General features: G+C 69.8%; 16 protein-coding genes and 1 riboswitch. Of the genes, 10 read left to right on the forward strand and 6 right to left on the reverse strand.

Annotated features, from left to right (window positions below):
* Nucleotides 1–40: 40 nt before the first annotated feature.
* A complete protein-coding gene (locus RAH39_RS12175; RefSeq protein ID WP_306590391.1) occupies nucleotides 41–1,408 on the reverse strand; it encodes a sigma-54-dependent transcriptional regulator in 1,368 nt (455 codons plus the stop codon).
* 89 nt (nucleotides 1,409–1,497) lie between these two features.
* Here RAH39_RS12175 and RAH39_RS12180 point away from each other — a divergent pair, with 89 nt between their 5' ends.
* The 5 genes from RAH39_RS12180 (at nucleotide 1,498) to RAH39_RS12200 (ending at nucleotide 6,325) form a co-directional block, all read left to right on the forward strand.
* On the forward strand, nucleotides 1,498–2,232 hold the full coding sequence (locus RAH39_RS12180; protein ID WP_306590392.1) for a DUF4412 domain-containing protein: 735 nt from the start codon (nucleotides 1,498–1,500) through the stop codon (nucleotides 2,230–2,232).
* Between the two features lie 40 nt (nucleotides 2,233–2,272).
* Entirely contained in the window at nucleotides 2,273–2,512 is a 240-nt protein-coding gene (xseB, locus tag RAH39_RS12185; protein ID WP_306590393.1) for an exodeoxyribonuclease VII small subunit, read from the forward strand.
* Nucleotides 2,509–3,396, forward strand: a complete 888-nt coding sequence (locus RAH39_RS12190; protein ID WP_306590394.1) for a polyprenyl synthetase family protein — start codon at nucleotides 2,509–2,511, stop codon at nucleotides 3,394–3,396. The genes xseB and RAH39_RS12190 overlap by 4 nt, the downstream gene beginning before the upstream one ends.
* Nucleotides 3,397–3,404: 8 nt before the next feature.
* A complete protein-coding gene (dxs, locus tag RAH39_RS12195) occupies nucleotides 3,405–5,330 on the forward strand; it encodes a 1-deoxy-D-xylulose-5-phosphate synthase (protein ID WP_306590395.1) in 1,926 nt (641 codons plus the stop codon).
* An 83-nt stretch (nucleotides 5,331–5,413) separates the two neighbouring features.
* Nucleotides 5,414–6,325, forward strand: coding sequence for a hypothetical protein (locus tag RAH39_RS12200; protein ID WP_306590396.1), 912 nt, complete (start codon nucleotides 5,414–5,416; stop codon nucleotides 6,323–6,325).
* A 9-nt stretch (nucleotides 6,326–6,334) separates the two neighbouring features.
* On the opposite strand, the gene RAH39_RS12205 is transcribed toward RAH39_RS12200, so the two are convergent.
* The gene (locus tag RAH39_RS12205; RefSeq protein ID WP_306590397.1) at nucleotides 6,335–7,942 is read right to left on the reverse strand and encodes a bifunctional metallophosphatase/5'-nucleotidase; all 1,608 of its coding nucleotides are present in this window, start codon (nucleotides 7,940–7,942) and stop codon (nucleotides 6,335–6,337) included.
* Nucleotides 7,943–8,043: 101 nt separating this feature from the next.
* On the opposite strand from RAH39_RS12205, the gene RAH39_RS12210 reads away from it, so the two are divergent.
* From RAH39_RS12210 to RAH39_RS12225, 4 genes are all read left to right on the forward strand, one after another.
* Complete coding sequence (locus RAH39_RS12210) at nucleotides 8,044–8,505, forward strand: DUF6941 family protein (protein WP_306590398.1); 462 nt, start codon at nucleotides 8,044–8,046, stop codon at nucleotides 8,503–8,505.
* Nucleotides 8,506–8,592: 87 nt separating this feature from the next.
* Nucleotides 8,593–9,594 carry a ThiF family adenylyltransferase gene (locus RAH39_RS12215; RefSeq protein WP_306590399.1) on the forward strand — a complete coding sequence of 334 codons (1,002 nt, stop codon included), beginning with the start codon at nucleotides 8,593–8,595 and terminating at the stop codon, nucleotides 9,592–9,594.
* A gap of 284 nt (nucleotides 9,595–9,878) precedes the next feature.
* Nucleotides 9,879–10,475, forward strand: a complete 597-nt coding sequence (locus RAH39_RS12220) for a non-canonical purine NTP pyrophosphatase (RefSeq protein ID WP_306590400.1) — start codon at nucleotides 9,879–9,881, stop codon at nucleotides 10,473–10,475.
* A 66-nt stretch (nucleotides 10,476–10,541) separates the two neighbouring features.
* Nucleotides 10,542–11,450 (forward strand): DMT family transporter, encoded by a 909-nt coding sequence (locus RAH39_RS12225; protein WP_306590401.1) that lies wholly within the window; start codon nucleotides 10,542–10,544, stop codon nucleotides 11,448–11,450.
* Here RAH39_RS12225 and RAH39_RS12230 read toward each other — a convergent pair whose 3' ends face one another.
* From RAH39_RS12230 to mtnP, 4 genes are all read right to left on the reverse strand, one after another.
* Nucleotides 11,451–12,284, reverse strand: a complete 834-nt coding sequence (locus tag RAH39_RS12230) for a M23 family metallopeptidase (protein WP_306590402.1) — start codon at nucleotides 12,282–12,284, stop codon at nucleotides 11,451–11,453. It abuts the gene before it with no gap.
* 62 nt (nucleotides 12,285–12,346) lie between these two features.
* Nucleotides 12,347–13,930, reverse strand: coding sequence for a serine hydrolase domain-containing protein (locus RAH39_RS12235; protein WP_306590403.1), 1,584 nt, complete (start codon nucleotides 13,928–13,930; stop codon nucleotides 12,347–12,349).
* Nucleotides 13,931–13,994: 64 nt separating this feature from the next.
* Nucleotides 13,995–14,483 (reverse strand): hypothetical protein, encoded by a 489-nt coding sequence (locus tag RAH39_RS12240; RefSeq protein ID WP_306590404.1) that lies wholly within the window; start codon nucleotides 14,481–14,483, stop codon nucleotides 13,995–13,997.
* Nucleotides 14,483–15,355, reverse strand: coding sequence for an S-methyl-5'-thioadenosine phosphorylase (gene mtnP / locus RAH39_RS12245; protein WP_306590405.1), 873 nt, complete (start codon nucleotides 15,353–15,355; stop codon nucleotides 14,483–14,485). Before mtnP ends, RAH39_RS12240 begins: the two co-directional genes overlap by 1 nt.
* A 27-nt stretch (nucleotides 15,356–15,382) precedes the next feature.
* A riboswitch (cobalamin riboswitch) is annotated at nucleotides 15,383–15,602 on the forward strand.
* Nucleotides 15,603–15,680: 78 nt separating this feature from the next.
* Here mtnP and RAH39_RS12250 point away from each other — a divergent pair.
* Nucleotides 15,681–17,711 (forward strand): TonB-dependent receptor, encoded by a 2,031-nt coding sequence (locus RAH39_RS12250; protein WP_306590406.1) that lies wholly within the window; start codon nucleotides 15,681–15,683, stop codon nucleotides 17,709–17,711.
* The last annotated feature ends 81 nt before the right edge of the window (nucleotides 17,712–17,792 follow it).

Genomic DNA, 17,792 nt, shown 5'->3' on the forward strand with positions numbered 1-17,792 from the left:
TGCAAACTGCAACTCGTGGCAGCGTGCGACGAGGTGGTCCCTAATCCCCGTCATGGAAGCCGTAGCGCTTCAGCTTCCGGTAGAGGGTGGTGCGATCCACGCCCAGGATCTCGGCGATCCGCTGCTTCTCCTTGTGGCGGCCCACCAGGATCTGGATGTACCGCCGCTCCAGTTCATCCAGGGAGGGCCAGTCCTCGATGAGGGCGGGCATCTCGTCGGAGGCCTCGGGCCGACGGAGGGCCCGCTTGAGGGCGTCCGCCTGGATCTTGGCGGGGAGGTCGTCCACGGTGATCTCCCGGCCGCGGCTGAGCTGCGTCAGGTTTTCCACGGCGTTGCTCAGCTCCCGCACGTTGCCCGGCCAGGAATAGGCCTCCAGGACCCGCCTCGCCTCCGGAAACAGCCGGTAGGTCTGCTGGTCCTTCTGGCCGAACTCGGCCAGGAAGTGATCCAGCAGGGGGGCGATGTCCTCCCGCCGCTCCCGCAGGGGCGGAACGGCCAACTCCACGACGCTCAGCCGGTAGTAGAGATCCTCCCGGAAGGTCCCGGCCTTCACCATCTGGGGAAGATCGCGGTTGGTGGCGGCGATGACGCGGGCGTCCACCTTGATGGTCTTGTTCCCGCCCACGCGGCGGATCTCCTGCTCCTGGAGCACCCGGAGCAGCCGCACCTGGAAGCTGGGGCTGGTCTCGCCGATCTCGTCCAGGAAGATGGTGCCGCCGGAGGCCTCCTCGAAGAGGCCGGGCTTCTCGCCCACCGCGCCCGTGAACGACCCCTTCACGTGGCCGAACAGTTCCGACTCCAGCAGCGTCTCGGTCAGGGCGCCGCAGTTCACCGCGACGAAGGCCCGGTCCCGGCGGTCGCTGGACAGGTGGATGCTGCGGGCCACCAGTTCCTTGCCCGTGCCGCTCTCGCCGGTGATGAGGACGGTGGCGCGGCTGTTCTGCAGGCTGGCGATGGTCTTGTAGACCGCCATCATCTTGGGGCTGGATCCGATCATCAGGCTCCGCTTGCCCTTGGGCGAAGCCTGGACGGCGCTTTGCCCGCTGGACTGGCGCCGGGCCAGGGCGCGGCTGACCAGGGCCTTCAGCTCCTCGTTGTTCCAGGGCTTGCTGAGGAAGTCGAAGGCCCCTTCCCGCACGGCCTCGATGGCGGTCTCCAGCGTCCCGAAGCCGGACAGGAGGATCGTGTCCACGCCCAGGGGCTTGGCCTCGCGCAGCAGGTCGAGGCCGTCCTTCTTGGCTTCGAGGTTGATGTCGGAGAGCAGCAGGTCGAAGGCTTCCTTGTGGAGCAGCTCGATGGCGCGGTCCGGATGGGTGGCCTTGGCGACGTCCAGTCCCATCCCCCCGAGCAGTTCCTCCAGGAACTCGCAGGTTTCCTTGCTGTCATCCACCACGAGCACCCGGGCCATGGATCCCCCTCTTTGCAAGGTATCCCAGACTGCCCTGGCCGCGGGCAAGGGCCGGGCGTATGCTCGGGCGACCTGCGACGGAGAATTCCATGCGGAAGCTCGTGGTTCTTGCCCTTTCCTCGGCCCTTGCCATCGCCAGCCTCAGCGGCGCGGACCTCACCATCACCTCCCAGGTCACCGGAAAAGGCGCCCTGGCCAAGGACGGCTCCCAGGTCCAGTACCTCAGCCCCACGCGGATCCGGGTGAACCACGCGGGCTCGAAGAGCGACACGCTGGTGGACTACGGCAAGGAGACCATCTACGCCATCGACCACGACAAGAAGACCATCACCCGGTTCACTTTCCAGGACCTGCAGGAGGCCATGCAGAGCCTGGAGACCCAGATGGCGGGGATGCCCGAGATGGTTACCAAGATGATGTTCGGGGACGTCTCCGAGGTGAAGGTCGAGCAGCTGGGCTCCGACACGATCCTGGGCCGGCCCTGCAAAAAGGTGAGGATCACCCTCGGCAAGATGGTGGAGGAGCTGAGCGTGGATCCCTCGCTCCAGTTCCCCGTGAAGGACTACGCCAAGGCCATGGGGATGCTGAACCGCGCGCCCGGCCCCATGGGCGTGCTGTTCAAGCGGGTCTACCAGGAGACGGCGAAGCTCAAGGGCGTCCCCCTGCGGACCCGCATCACGGGCCTGATGGGCACGGACCTCACCACCGAGGCCACCGCCATCGCCACGACTCCCATCGCCGAGGGCGTCTGGGCCCTGCCCGCGGGCTACGCCCAGAAGGACGGCGGCAAGGAGATGAAGGAAAGCCTGAAAGGGAAGCGCTAGACTGGACGGGGCCCTCGCGGGCCCTTTCTTCGGACTCCCCATGAGCGCCCAACCCTCCTTCGACGACGGCCTGGACCGGCTGGAAGCGCTGGTGCAGCAGCTGGAGTCGGGCAGCCTGGGCCTGGAAGAGGCCCTGGTCCGGTTCGAGGAGGGCGTCCAGCTCAGCCAGGCCCTCCAGAAGCAGCTGGCGGACGCCCAGCGGCGGGTGGAGGTCCTGAAGGCGGGCCTGGGCGGCGAATACCGGGCCGAGCCCCTGGACGACGCGAAGGACCCCCGATGAGCGGGGCCGCCGCGCAGGTCCAGGCGGACCTGGACCGCCTGCTGCCCATCCTCGACGCCACCCTCACCCGGCCCTTCCTGGAAGGCGAGGCCGCCCGCCTGGGCGAAGCGGTCCGCTACAGCCTGAAGGCGGGCGGCAAGCGGGTCCGCCCGATCCTGTGCATCCTCGCGGCGGAGACCGTGGGGGGCACCGCGGACCAGGCCCTGCCGGGCGCCCTGGCGCTGGAGTTCATCCACACCTATTCCCTCATCCACGACGACCTGCCGGCCATGGACGACGACGACCTCCGCCGGGGCCGCGCCACCAACCACAAGGTCTTCGGGGAAGGCCACGCCATCCTGGCCGGGGACGCGCTGCTCACTGAGGCCTTCGGCGTCCTGGCGACGGCGGAGCTGGAACCTGCCCGCCGGGCGCACGCCTTGGCCCTCCTGGCGGAAGCTGCCGGATGGCGCGGCATGGCGGGAGGCCAGGCCCTGGATCTGGAAGGCGAGGGCCTGGAGGCCTACGACCTGGCCCACCTGATGCTCATCCACCGGCTGAAGACCGGCGCCCTCCTCCGGGCCTCCCTGGAGATCGGCGCGGTGCTGGGCGGCGCGGAACCCGCGGCCCAGGCCGCCCTGCGGGCCTACGGCGAAGCCATCGGCCTGGCGTTCCAGATCCAGGACGACATCCTGGACGCCACCGCCACGGACGCCGACCTGGGCAAGCGCGCCGGCAAGGATGCGGGGAGGGGTAAGATCACCTACCCTTCGCTCCTGGGGCTGGACGGTGCCCGCGAGGCCCTGAGCGAGGCCACCGAGACCGCCCTATGCCATCTAGCTTCCCTACCCAACCGCGACTCCTTGGCAGCCTGGGCCCGCTACCTGGCCCAGCGGGCGAAGTAGGGATCCCCGTGGAAGCGCCTTCCAGCCCCTATCCGCTCCTGGATTCCCTGGCCGCCCCGCAGCAGATCCGCCACTTCTCCCCCGCGCAGCTGGAGCAGTTGGCGACGGAAGTGCGCGCGTTCATCATCGCGTCCGTATCCGAAACCGGCGGCCACTTCAGCTCCAACCTCGGCACCGTCGAGCTGACCGTCGCCCTCTTCCACCACTTCGACTTCCTGCAGGACCGCATCGTGTGGGACGTGGGCCACCAGGCCTATTCCCACAAGATCCTCACCGGCCGCAAGGGCCGCTTCCCCAGCCTGCGCCAGCACGACGGCCTGTCGGGCTTCCTCAAGCGGGACGAGAGCCCCTACGACCACTTCGGCGCGGGGCACGCCAGCACCAGCATCTCCGCGGTGCTGGGGATGGCGAAGGCCCGGGACCTCCAGAAGCAGGACCACGCCTGCATCGCCGTCATCGGCGACGGCTCCATGACCGCGGGGATGGCCTTCGAGGGCCTCAACCAGGCGGGCTACCTGGAGACCAAGAACTTCCTGGTGATCCTCAACGACAACGACATGAGCATCAACCCCAACGTGGGATCGCTCCAGGGCTACCTGAACCAGATCATGTCCGGCCAGTACTACCAGCGGTGGCGCGACCGGATCGAGCACGCCATCAAGGCCATCCCCCTGGAGGGCCTGAGCAAGGGCGTGGCCCGCGCCGCCAAGTGGAGCGAAGAGAGCTTCAAGCGCCTAATGGTGCCGGGGCTGCTGTTCGAGGACCTGGGCTTCCGCTACCTGGGCCCCGTGAACGGCCACGACGTGAACGCCACGTCCAAGGCCCTCGCCGAGGCCAAGGAGAAGATGAAGGACGGCCCGGTGCTGCTGCACGTGCAGACCAAGAAGGGCTACGGGTACGAGCCCGCCGTGCAGGACCCCCTGAAGTGGCACGGCGTCACCGCCTTCGACGCCGAAGCGGGCGAGATCATCAAGGTCCAGGCGGATCCCGCGAAGCCCGCCCCGCCCAGCTACACCAGCGTCTTCGGCAAGGCCCTGGTGGAACTGGCGAAGACCGACGACAAGATCGTGGGCATCACCGCCGCGATGCTGGACGGCACGGGACTGAACCTCTTTCAGAAGGCCTTTCCGAATCGCTGCTTCGACGTGGGCATCGCCGAGCAGCACGCCGTCACCTTCGCCGCCGGCCTCGCGGCCCAGGGAATGCGCCCGGTGTGCGCCATCTACAGCACCTTCCTCCAGCGGGGCTTCGACCAGGTGGCCCACGACGTCTGCATCCAGGACCTGCCCGTGACCTTCGCCCTGGACCGGGCGGGGATCGTGGGCGCGGACGGCCCCACCCACCACGGGCTGTACGACCTGGCCTACCTGCGGTGCCTCCCCAACATCATCCTGATGGCGCCCAAGGACGAGAACGAACTGCGGCGGATGCTGATGACGGGCCTCTACTGCGGACATCCGGCCGCCCTGCGCTATCCCCGCGGGAACGGGCTGGGCGTGCCCCTGGAGGAACCCATCGCCGCGCTGCCCGTGGGCAAAGGCGAGCTGCTCCGCGAGGGCTCGGACCTGCTGCTGTGCGCCGTGGGCGCCATGGTGGAACCGGCGCGGCGGATCGCCGAATCCCTGGCCACCGAGGGCGTGTCCTGCGCCGTGATCAACGCCCGGTTCATCAAGCCGCTGGACGAGGCCCTCATCCACGCCTGGGCCAGCACCTGCCGCGGGATCGTGGTGCTCGAGGAGGGCTGCGCTCCCGGCGGATTCAGCGGGGCCGTGGCCGAATCCCTGGCGGACGCCGGGCTCACCCGCCCCCTGCTCCGCTGCGCCATCGCCGATCGGCTGGTGCACCACGGCGATCCCAAGCGCCTGCTGGAGGAAGAGGGCCTCGGCCCCCTGGCGCTGGAAGCGCGGATCCGGGATTTTCTCCATCGAATCTAAGTAAAACCTTGCGAAATTCTCCGAAAATTCCTAAGGTGGGTCCCAACCCCCACCCGAGGTCGAGTTCCTTTTCAGAGGCCTTCGTGAAGTCATATCCGTTCCGCGCCTTCCTCCTGTGCGCCGCCGCCTGGGCCTTGTCCGCGCCGGCCTCGGCCCAGGTCTGGGATGCCGCGGGTCAGGCCGCCGGCTGGGCGAAGCAGGACAAGGACGACTCCTTCACCTTCTTCGATGCGAAGAGCCGCGCCCTCCACACCTGGCTCCGGGACGGCGGCGTGATGACCACCGTGCCCCTGGGGAAATTGGAGGGCGAGCCCGCGCGATGGGTGGTGGACCCCCGGAACAACGCCTGGGTGGCCTCGGGAGCCGTGCTTTCCCTCGTGGACCGCACCGGCCGGGTGGTCAACACCGTCAAGCTCCCGGCGGAAGTCGGCGACGTCTGCTGGGATGCCAGGGGCTTCGTGCTCTCCTACCGCACCGCCGAACCCTACCTGGAGAGGCGGGACTTCAAGAGCGCCGACCTGATCTGGGCCTTCGGCGCCAAGCCCCCCAAGCGCGACGGCCCGATTCCCGCCAACCGGCGGCCTGTCGTCGCGGACGACGCCGGCAACGTCCTGATGGCGGACGGGAACAGCCTCAACCTCAGCCTCCTGGACGGAGGGACCGGCCGGAAGATCGCCGAGACCGCCCTCACGGCGGAGGGCGCGCCGGTGCCTCCGCTCGAAGGGAACGCCGCCGACCGCGAGCCCCTCGCCCTCTGGACCGGAAAGGGAGTCCTGTTCGCCGCCGTCAAGGCCACGCAGGTGCCCGCCGCCCTGCGGGGCCCGAGTCCCAGCGCCGCCCAGGGCCTGCTGCTGGCGCGGATCGACCTCGCCCAGGGCCGCCTGGCCTTCCAGCCCACGGGCCTGGCCGAGGGGCATCTGCTCGTGGGAATCCTGGAATCCGAAGCGGTCTTCGTCAGCCCCAAGGGCGGGCTGATGCTGGTGAAGATCAAGTAGAGAGCGGCCTCAGCGCGCCAGCCCCTGGATCCGCTCCCGGTCGAGGTAGGGGATGGTGCGCCACCCGTTGCCGGCGGCGAGGCTCAGGCTGGGACGGGCCAGGACGTACTCCAGCAGCAGGTTCCGCTGGGAGACGGGCGTGATCAGCTCCGGCGTCCCCTTGAATCCGATGGCCTCCATGTAGCCGCCCCCGCCCCGCAGGCGGTAGGTGCTGAGGGCCAGGGTGAAGGTCTGGTCCGGCTTCACGGGCTGGCCCTGGAAGGAGAGACTCGCGACGCGGGCGCCCACGGGCTTCCCCAGGTCGAGGGCGTAGGTCGCGCCATCCACGGTGTCGAAGTTGTAGAAGGGCACGTCGCGGTTGTACAGCTCCGGCTCCCAGCTGTAGAGGTAGTGCTTGGCGGCGTGTTCCAGGTAGGCCTTGAGCTGGGCGCCGGTGATCCGGATCCGCGCCACCTGGTTCTCGTAGGGGGCCAGGGCGTAGAACTGCCGGACGCTGGTGGGCCCCTTGGGGATGAACAGCTTCGGCCCCGGGCAGGCCGCTGCGGACAGCTGGGCTCCCGTCGCCTGGCGCTGGACCTGGTGCATGAGCTGCATCACCGGGGTGTCCTCCATCCGGGACCAGCGGCTGTCGAGGTCCACCTGGAGGTTCGTCGCCGCCGTGTCGAGGTAGCGGTCCGTCGCGGCGCGCAGGTCGGCGGTCAGGCTCAGGACTTCGGGATCCGAAGGCGTCTCGGCGTCCGGGCGCAGCAGACGGCCCGAGGCCGCGGCCACCCGCCACCGGCCCCGCTCCATCCTCAGCTGGAGGTCCACGGCGGCAAGCGCCCGCCCCTGGGATTCGGCTTGCAGAATGGGCACGCCCTTGTGCTCGGTCTGGATCGCCTGGTGGGTGTGGCCCGTGAAGACCGCGTCGAGTCCCGGCACCTGGTCCACCAGCCGGAGGGCGGCGTTCTCGTCCCCCTCCCGCCCGCTCACCGCGCCCAGCCCCGAGTGGAGCAGGGCCACCACCACGTCCGCCTTCTCCTTGTCCCGGAGCCGGGGCACCTCTTCCTTGGCGGAGGCCACGATATCGGCGAAGCGCAGCCCGGCGTAGTTGCCCGGTTCCGTCATGGACGGGACGCCGGGGGTGGTGAAGCCCACCAGGGCCACGCGCACGCCGCCCACCGTCACCAGGACGTGGGCGGGAAAGGCCCGCTTGCCCTTGGCGTCCGCCGTGTTAGCGGACAGGAACGGGAACCGGGCCTGCTTCTCCGCCTCGCGGAGGACCTCCATCCCCCAGTCGAAGTCGTGGTTCCCCACCGCCATCGCCGCGTAGCCCAGGGCGTTCATGATGGCCACGCCCGGCTCGGGCAGGTCGCGGCGGAGGACGTTCCGAACGTAGTTCAGGGGTTCGCCCTGGAGGGTGTCCCCGCAGTCCACCAGCACGGTGTTGGGGTTGAGGGCCTTCTGGCGCCGAATGATGGAGGCCAGCTTCGCCCACCCGCGATTGGCGGGCTGGAGGGTGAAAGCGTCTTCCGCCGTCACCCGCCCATGCATGTCCGTCGTCCCAAGGATCTGAATCCGGGTCTCTTGGGCCTGGAGGCCCACGGCGATCAACAGAATCCAGAACCAATGCCGCATGCAGCCTCCGGGACCGCCCGCCAACGCGTGGTTGGAAGGGACCGCCTTCAAGGGTAAACTTTCCGTTCACCCAACGGACGCCCCCTCTTTCCGGAGCCCCCATGCAAGAAGTCCAGATCAAGGCCCCCAAGCACGAATTCACGCTGCTCTGCGATGACATCCGCCAGGAAATGGGCGGCAAGACCTCCCTGATGGGCCTGTACGACCACCACATCGTCGTCCCCCAGGTGCCCTTCACCCTGCCCAAGGTCTGCTTCTACACCCGCTTCTCCCGCATGGACGGCCAGTTCAAGTTCGGCTTCTCCATCGTCAGCCCCACCGGCGACCGCAAGGACGTGATCCGCGACAGCGACGTCCAGATCCCCGACGGCGCCAAGGAAGGCACCTTCAACGTCATCGCCAGCCCCTTCGAGGTGAGCGGCGAGGGCGTCTATGAAGTGATCATCGCCCTCACCAAGGGCGCGGACCGCTTCGAGTACGTCTACAAGTTCGCCATCTCCGACGCCAGCCGCCTCCAGGCCGAGTACGAGAAGGCCATGGCCGAGGCCGGCCAGGGCAACTGAGCCCACGGCGAACGCATCTCGCGCTCCATCAGCGGCGCCCTGCGGGGCGCCGCTGCTTTTAGACTGGGAACCGACCGGGGAACGCCCATGTCCGACCGCTATGCCAAGCAGCGCATTTTTCTCGGCCGCGAGGCGGACGAGGCCCTGCGCGGAAAGCGGGTGGCGGTCCTGGGCCTCGGCGCCCTCGGGTCCGTCATCGCCCCCTGGCTCGCCCGGGCCGGGGTGGGTCACCTCACCCTCATCGACCGGGACCTGGTGGAGGAGAGCAACCTCCAGCGCCAGCTCCTCTACGGGGAATCCGACCTGGGCCGGGCCAAGGCGGAAGTCGCGGCCGAGCGCCTGCGGGAGGCCAATTCCTCCATCGAACTGGAGGCTGTGGTCGCCGACCTCACCAGCGGCAACGCCCGGGAGCTGCTGTCGGGCTTCGACCTGATCTGCGACGGAACGGACAACTTCGAAGCGCGCTTCCTGATCAACGACGTGGCCATCCTCACAGCCACGCCCTGGATCTACGCCGGCGCCATCGGCGGCGAAGGCGTCGTCTGGCCGCTGAATCCACCCCGGACCCCCTGCCTCCGCTGCCTTCTGGAGGAACCCCCAGCGGGCGGCGACGTGGACACCTGCGACAGCGCCGGCGTGCTGGGGCCCGCCGTGGGGATCATCGCGAGCTGGGCGGCCCTGGAAGCGCTCAAGGTCCTCACCGGGAAAGCGCCGCACGCCGACCTGGCCCGCTTCGACTTCTGGCGGAACGAGCGCCAGTTCCTCAACCCGCCCAAGACCCGCTGCCGCTTCTGCGCGGAAAAGGTCACCGAGTTCCTGGACGACCGCTGGACCCTCAAGGCCAGCGCCCTGTGCGGGCTGGAAGGCGTCCAGATCCGCGTGAATCCCCCCGGTCGCCTGAATCTGGAGGCGCTGCGGATCCGCCTGGAGACCCGCACCCGCAGCCCCTGGAAGCGGGCGGGCCTGATGCTCAAGGGCCGGGACGGCGCCGACGAGATCACCCTCTTCGCCGACGGCCGCGCCCTCGTCCACGGCCCCATGACCCCCGAGCGCGCCCGCAGCTGGTACACGGAAGTGGTGGGGTACTGAAAGGCCTGAAGACGGGAACCGCGAAAAGCGCGAATCGCCCTTCGGGCGCGCGAAAAAGAACCGGTACCCTGGACCCCATCCTTTCGCGGTCCCCGATTCTGCTGGTAGTGGCCTCAAGCGCCCACAGTTGACCCCCGGACGTAGGGACTCGGAAAGGCCTGAAGACGAGAACCACGGAAATCGTGAATCGTCCTTCGGACCCGCGAAAGAGAGCCAGTACTCTGGATCCAGTCCTTTTCGCGCCCCTTCGCGTCTTTCGCGGTTCCTGTTTCTTCTGGTGCTCGATGCTGAAAGTCCTTCTCGCCTCCCGCAACGCCGGCAAGCTGCGCGAGTTCGCGGCCCTGCTGCCGGACGTCACGCTGGTGCCCTGGCCATCCGAAGCGCCGGAACTTCCCGAGACGGGCGCCTTCTTCCAGGACAATGCCCTCCAGAAGGCGGAGGGCGCCGCGGCGTGGTGGCGGGAACACGGGACGGAAGCGATCGACGGCGTGCTGGCGGACGATTCCGGGCTGTGCGTGGACGCGCTGTGGGGCGGCCCCGGCGTGCTGTCCGCCCGCTTCGCGCCGGATCTCCCCACCTACCGGGACAGGAACCGCCGCCTCCTGGACATGCTGCCGGAGGGCGCCGACCGGACGGCCCGCTTCGTGTGCGTCCTCGCCTGTGCGCCTTCGACCGGCCCCGCCTTCACCGTCGGAGCCTCCGTGGAAGGGCGCCTCGCGCTGGAGCCTCGGGGCGAGGGCGGCTTCGGCTACGACCCGATCTTCATCCCCGAGGGCTCCGACCTCACCTTCGGCGAACTGCCCGCCGACGCCAAGCACACGCTCAGCCACCGGGCCCGCGCGTGCGCGGCCCTGCGGGAGAAGCTGGCCATCCTGTCCTGAGTTTCGGCGCCCGGGCAAAGCGCGGTGTGACGGCGCCTGCGGAGGGAGTCCGGTAGGGTGGACTTCATGTCTGTCAGGCTCGGATCCCGTCATTGGCTGGCCATCGCCGGCGCGCTGCTGCTGTGGGCATCGGCCTTTGCGGGCATCCGCGCGGGAATGCGGCTGAGCCCCTCGGGGGCCGCGGGACCCGGGGGCTATGGTCCCGGCGAGCTGGCCCTGCTGCGGTTCGGCACCGCGTCCCTGGCCCTGGCGGGCTACGCCGCCGCCAAGCGGATGCGGCTGCCCGCCCTCGCGGACCTTCCGCGAATCGCTATCGCCGGCTTTCTGGGGATCAGCGTCTACCACGCGGCCCTCAACTTCGGCGAAGTCACGGTCCAGTCCGCGGCCGCGTCGCTGCTCATCGCCGCCGGTCCCGTCTTCACCGCGCTCCTGTCGGCGGCGTTCCTGGGCGAGCGGCTGACGCGCCTGGGCTGGGCGGGCATCTTCGTGGCCTTCGCCGGCGTGATCCTCATCGCCCTCAGCAGCGGCGACGGCCTACGGTTCACGCCCGGCGCCCTGCTGATCCTGCTGTCCGCCGCCGTGGCGGCCGTGTACTCGATCCTGTCGAAGAAGAGCTTCCCCCGGCACACGGCCCTGGAGTTCACGGCCTATTCCATCTGGGCCGGCACCCTGCCCCTGCTGGTCTTCCTGCCGGGACTGGTTCGCCAGCTTCCCGCCGCGAGGCCCTCCGCCACGGCCGCGGTGGTCTACCTGGGCTGCTTTCCGGGCGCGCTCGCCTACCTCCTGTGGAACGACGCCCTGTCGCGGATGCCCGCCGCCCTGCTGTCGAGCTTCCTGTACCTGTCGCCGGTGCTGGCCAGCGCCATCGCCTGGGCGTGGCTGGGCGAAGTGCCCTCGCCCCTCACCGTCCTCGGCGGCGCCATCGCCATCGCCGGCGTCGTCCTGGTGCAGACGCGGGGGCGCGTGCGGGCGTGATCAGGGCTTGCCGGCCAGGAACAGCCGCGGGTCCACCCGCGCATTGTTGAGGCTCAGCGACCAGTGGAGGTGGGGGCCCGTGGCGCGGCCGGTCTTCCCGACGTCGCCCAGGATGTCGCCGGCCTCCAGCCGCTGCCCTTCGCGGACGCGGATCTTCGACAGGTGGGCGAACAGGCTCACCACCCCCTCGCCGTGGGCCAGGAACACCGCATTTCCGCTGAAGAAGAAGTCGCCCGTCAGCACCACCACACCCGCGGCCGGCGCGCGCACGGCTTGGCCCGCGGGCGCCTTGATGTCCAGCCCCGAGTGGGGCGACCGGGGCTGGCCGTTGAACACCCGCCGCAGACCGAAGGAGGCGGTCAGCCCGCCCGGCGTGGGCTGGCGGAAGCTTAGCGAGGGAACGAGCCCTTCGGGCCGGGCCTTCCAGGCCGGTCCCATCAGCGCCTGTTCCCGCGCGATGCGGGCCTCGTCCTCGGGATCAGGCGTCACCTGCCGCGGATTCTCCAGGCGCACCCGCTGCTCCGCGTAGCGCTTGGGCCGGATGGTAAAGGACACCGCGCGGCCGTCCGCCCGGATCTCGTCGCGCCCGGCCTCGGCGCTCAGAGGAATCCCCACCACCGCCGCCCAGCTCCGCCCGCTGCGCCGCACCAGCACCGGTTCCCCGCGGTAGGTCACCACCGGCGGCGCAGGCGCGTCCGGCAGAGCCACCACGGCCACGCCACCGGGAACAGGTGAAGCCTTAAAGGGAAGAGCACCGGGCGCCGTCCAACCGATCGCCGCGCCGGCGGTCATCAGCAGCAGGGGTCGGCAAGTGACGAGGGGACGAGGAAGCATCCCCTGAAGCCTGCCAGAGGAAGGGGCTTCGAGTCACCCCGTCGAGCCCCGAACCGGCCTGCTCAGGGACTCGCCGGACCGCGGGGTGCGATCGTCCTGGCCCGGATCTCGAAGTCCCCGACGAGCCCCGTATTCTCATGGACGGCCCACACGGCCGCATCGCCTTCGAAACGGATGGTGAACCGCCAGTTCCGATCAGCTGCGGCTTCCCGATAGGCCATGGCGAAGGTATTTTCCCTGCTCCACCCTCCGGAAGCCCCTGCCGCGAGGCCGTGCCGGGAAGTGGAAGAAAGGCGATAGACCCCGTCCAGACCCACGGGAATGATCTTGTCCGCCGGCTCGTCGCTGCCCAGCCGGAGCTCGGCTTCGCTTTCGCCAGGGAAGGTCAGCGAGAAGGTCTTCAGGCCGAGGCGGTTTGCCTCCATGGTGTAGGTCCGGCCCGACACGCGGGTAGCGATGGGAGGCGGGGGGGCCACGGGTTTGGCGGGCGGAGGGGCCGCCGCCTCGGCCAGCTTCTGGTGCAGGCGCTTCAGGCTCGGCGGATTCTCCGGGAGGGGTTCGTCGGCCACCACGGCCTTGATCAGGGTGGCGCCGATCCCGCCGAGGGTGTACCCACCACTGCCCAGGAGCACGGCCACCAGATGCTTCCGGGGCCACACCGCCAACCGTTGCCCCCCGCGCCCCCGGCCTTCGTAGAGTCCGGCCGGCTCCTTGGGAATCCACCATAAGTAGCCGTACCCGGTACCGCCGGATTCAAACACATGGGGCGTGGCGGAGGCTTCGACCCAGGCCTTCGCGACGATCTGCTTCCCGTCCCAGCGCCCCCCTTGCAGCATGAGGTAGCCGAGCTTGGCCAGATCCATGGGGCGGATGAACAGGTCCCCCCAACCATGGGTGTAACCCTGGGGATCCGCATCCCAGAGCACTCCGCTGATCCCGAGGGGCGCGAAGAGTTCCTTTTCCGCGAAAGCCTTCAGTGGCCTGCCCGTGACCCGCGTCAGGATCGCCGAAAGCAGGTGGGGACCCAGCGAACAGTAGACAAAGTCCCGACCCGGTGGCGCCACCAGGGCATGGTCCAACATGTAGGAAAGCCCGTCACGCGCGCGCTCCATGTCACCCGTCTGCCCCTCCCCCTCCCGGAGGTCCCGACACAAGCCCGACGTCATGGTGAGCAGATGCGCCACGTTGAGTTGCCCTTCGGCCTCATCCGCAAGAGGGGACTTCCGCTCCGGGAAAAGGCTGAGGACGGGAACCTGGACGCGCTTCACCCATCCCCGGTCGATGGCAATCCCGACATTGAGGGACGTGATGCTCTTGGTGATCGAGGCCACATCGTGCAGCGAGTCCTTGGCGAACGGGAAGAACGTGGCATCCAGCACCAGGTACCCGTGGCGGACGATCAGGATGCGGTCCACCTCGATATTCCGTTCCCGGATCTGGTCCAGCGCCTGGCAGAGCACCTCGGAGCTGAGGCCCTGCTGCTCGGGCGAAGAGGTGCGCCAGGTCTCGCTTGGCCAGTAGCCTCCGGGAGCGGTCGGCGGCCCCGCCTGCAGCGTCGCGACCACCCATGCGAGGCTCCAGCCCGCAAGCCGGCGGAACGTCCTTGAAGAACGGGCGGCTTCGAGGAGGCTCGACCCTGATCCCATGCGGCCCTCCACGCGGGCATCCCGGAATGGACTTACCGGAAGATGCTAGCGCCGCGACGGAAGGTCAAGAAGCCGGAGTTTCCTGGTCTTCCGGGGAAGGATCCGATCCCGAGCCGGCCAGGGGATCTCTGCCCCCTTCGCGGAACCCCGCCTCCCGCATCTTCACCGCCTCCTGGTAAGCCGCGAGGACGGCGGTGCGGACGCGGAGGTAGGACGTCTCGGTGACCTTGGTGTTGAAGGTGAGGGTGGCCACCAGGTAGTCGCGGCCGTCGGGCAGGACCTGGGGGGCGCTCACCTGGATCTGCGGGGGCATGATGGCGGAGGAACTGCCCTCCCGCAGGCGGAGGGAGACGTCCTCGCACCACGCCTGGAGCCGGGGTGCCAGCGCCAGTCCCTCGGCGGAAGACACCAGCATCACGCGGCCGTACAGCGTGAAGAACAGGCGGAGCTGCGGCGGATCGAAGGAATGGTTCAGGTAGCCCGACATGCTGGCGATCTGCTGGAAGTCCTTCAGCAGGGCCTGGAGCTTGGGACTGGGCTGGGCCAGCGCCATCAGGGCGTTCCGTACCCGTACTTGGCCACGAGAAGGTGGAGCCGCTTCCGGGCGTCCTCCGGCACCAGGTCCGGATTCGTGTAGAGGCCCGCCTTCAGGGCCTCGCCGCAGGCGCAGGGCCGCGGCGCCGCGGACAGCGCGGGCACGGCGGCGCGGAGCAGGCGCTGGGCCTTGTCCACGTTGGCGTGCATGACTTCCAGCACGGAGGCGGCGTCCACGCCGGCCTCCTCCTCGCGCCAGGCGTCGTAGTCGGTGACGAGGGCGATGCAGGCATAGCAGAGCTCCGCCTCCCGGGCGAGGCGCGCCTCGGTCACCTGGGTCATTCCGATGAGGTCCGCGCCCCAGCTCTGGTGCAGGCGGCTCTCGGCGCGGGTGGAGAAGGCCGGCCCCTCCATGCACACGTAGAGGGCGCCGCCCTCGATCGGCAGGGACAGTTCCCGGCCCGCGGCGAGCAGCGCACCCGTCACGTGGGCGCAGGCGGGCTCCGCGAAGCTGACGTGGGCCACCAGGCCCTCCCCGAAGAAGGTGTCCTTCCGGTGGCGGGTCTTGTCGATGAACTGGTCCACCAGCCGCAGCTCGCCGGGCTTGTGGCGGGCCTGGAGGCTGCCCACCGCCGAGACCGAGATCAGCCGTTCCGCCCCAAGGAACTTCAACGCCCAGATGTTGGCCCGGTAGTTCACCTCGCTGGGGGTGAAGCGGTGGCCGTCGCCGTGCCGGGCGAGGAACGCCACCGGCGCCCCGTCCAGGGTGCCCAGGTGGACGGGCCCGGACGGCGAGCCGAAGGGCGTCTCCACCAGTTCCGTCCGGTCCAGGACCAGGCCCTCCATCCGGTAGAGCCCGCTGCCGCCGATGATTCCGATGGGTACGTTCATCCGCCCATTGTACTTGCGGGGGTCCCGGGCGCGTGGTTCCCTTGAGGTCCTGACAATTTCGTGCTGGATGCACGGGAAGCAGGTGTGAATCCTGCGCTGCCCCGCAACGGTATGCACCACGCCAAGACACCTCCGGCGTGAGACCTCAAGCCCGAGCCACTGGGATCGTCCCGGGAAGGTGAGGGGGGAGCCGCAAGGCCCCCGTCGCGTGCGAGCCCGGAGACCGGTCCTGCACTTCACCCCCCGTCGCGGGAACGGGCTGGGCCATGGTTCCCCTCTCTTCCGGGACCGGTCCCGCCGCCGCGGCTTCATGCGTGGAGGCATGATGGGTTCCGCCCGAATTCTCTTCTCCCTGGTGGCCGTGTCCACCCTGGCCGGCGCCGCCGAGGCCGCCGAAAAGGCCGCCCCCAGCGCGACGGTCACCGTCAGCGCCGAGGCCCAGCCGGTGGAGGTCACCCGCACCCCCGCGCCCGTCCGCATCGTCGAAGCCGACGAGCTGGCCCGCCTCGGCAGCCGCACGGTGGCCGAGCTGCTGGCGGTGCTCCAGCCCGGCGCCGTCATGGCGACCGGCGGCCCCGGCAAGGCCGCCTCGGCCTTCCTCAACGGCACCCTCAGCCGGAACATCGTGGTGCTCCTCGACGGGATGCGGCTCAACGATCCCACCGCGCCCAGCCCCGACCTCGGGATGCTCAGCCTGGTCGGCATCGGCCGGGTGGAGCTGCTCCTCGGCCCCTCGTCCGTGCTCTACGGCAGCGACGCCATCGGCGGCGTGATCGCCCTCACCAGCGCGGGCCGCGGCCCCGCCGGCTTCCACGGCGAAGTGGGACTGAAGGCGGGCACGGATTCCCGCCTCGGCGGCTCCGCCCAGGTCCAGCTCTCCGGCGCCGCGGGCTGGATCGCGGCCGGAGGCGAAGCGCAGAAGGAGGAGAGCGGCTTCCCCGACGACGCCTCCCGCCAGGCCGGCGGCTTCCTCCGCCTGGGCACCACCTGGGGCGCCGCGGACGTGACCGGCTTCTACCGCAACAGCGGGCAGACGGCGTCCGTGCCCTTCACCACCCTGGCCTACCCCGGCTTCGGCCGCAGCTACGAGCCCGGACGCGAAACCCGCGCGCGGCAGGAGAGCTGGGGCGCCAGCCTGCACTGGACCCTCGCCCCCGGCCTGGTGCTGGAAAACACCCTCCAGGCCCTGGAAGGCCTCACGGGCGATCCGAACGGCCCCCTCCGCCAGCAGACGGACCGCGACTTCCGGCGGGTGGAGGATCAGCTCACCCTCCACTGGACGCCCTCCCAGACCTTCCGCCTGTCGGGCCGCCTGGAAGGCCGCGAGGACACCGCCCACGCCAAGAACTACTACGACCCGTCCACCTACGCCGCCGTGCCCTACCGGGGCGAAGGCCGCGACGTGGCCGCCGCCGTGGAGGCGCGCTGGACGATCCTTTCCGGCGTCGACTGGGTGGCGGGTCTCCGCCGCGACGGCGGCCACCGGGACCTGACCCGCACCGACACCGGCCTCCGCACCCGGGCGGGCAGCGCCGAGGCCACCACCTGGCGCACCGGCCTCAACTGGGTCGTGGCGCCGGAACTGCGGCTCTACGCCAGCGCGGGCCGGGGATTCCGGATGCCCAACACCACGGAATTCGCCCTGAACGCCCAGGCGGAAAGCCAGGACGGCAGGACCTACTCCCTCACGCCCGAGTACAGCCGCACCTTCCAGATCGGCGCCACCGGCCAGCTCGGCGGCCACTGGGAATACCGGCTGGAGGCGCAGCGCACGCGCGTCTCGGACCTGCTGGCGTACGTCTATGACACCAGCCTCGCCTGGCCCGCGCTGTTCACGTCCCACTACGAGAACCGCGGCGCCATCCGCGCCCAGAGCGTCGAAGGCGCCCTGGGGTGGCGCGGCGGCTCGACCGTCGCCTGGGGCTGGGACCTGATCCTGCGCAGCCAGGAGACCCGCGACCTCGACCACAACACGGAAGCCGATCGCTTCGGCCAGCAGAACACGGCCATCGTGCGGCACCCCTTCTTCACCGCCTCGGCCGCTGCATTCGTCCAGGGCGGCGCCTGGCGCGCGGACGTGCGGCTGGATCGCGTCGGTCCCCGCTACGACCTGAACGACACCACCTACGCCGTGGCGTCCACCGGCCGGCCCTTCCGCGACCTGTCCGTGGGCGCCTCCTTCGAGCCCGTGAAGAACCTCACCGTGTCCCTGCGCGGCGAGCACCTGCTCCAGAAGCGCATGAGCGCCGAGGATTGGCTCAGCGGGCGCTACGATCAGGACGGGGACGCCTTCCTGGTCTACGGCTTCCCCGCCCCCGGCCCCCGCTGGACCCTGGGCGCGACCTGGAAGTGGTGATGGAGGCAGCTTCGGTGAGAAAGCGAACGGATCATCGCCAAGACCTCAAGACACCAAGGCAAGCCCTTCTTGGTGGCCTTG

Origin of the sequence: Geothrix sp. 21YS21S-4, from assembly GCF_030845995.1 — a bacterium.
In the GTDB taxonomy this organism is placed as follows: domain Bacteria; phylum Acidobacteriota; class Holophagae; order Holophagales; family Holophagaceae; genus Geothrix.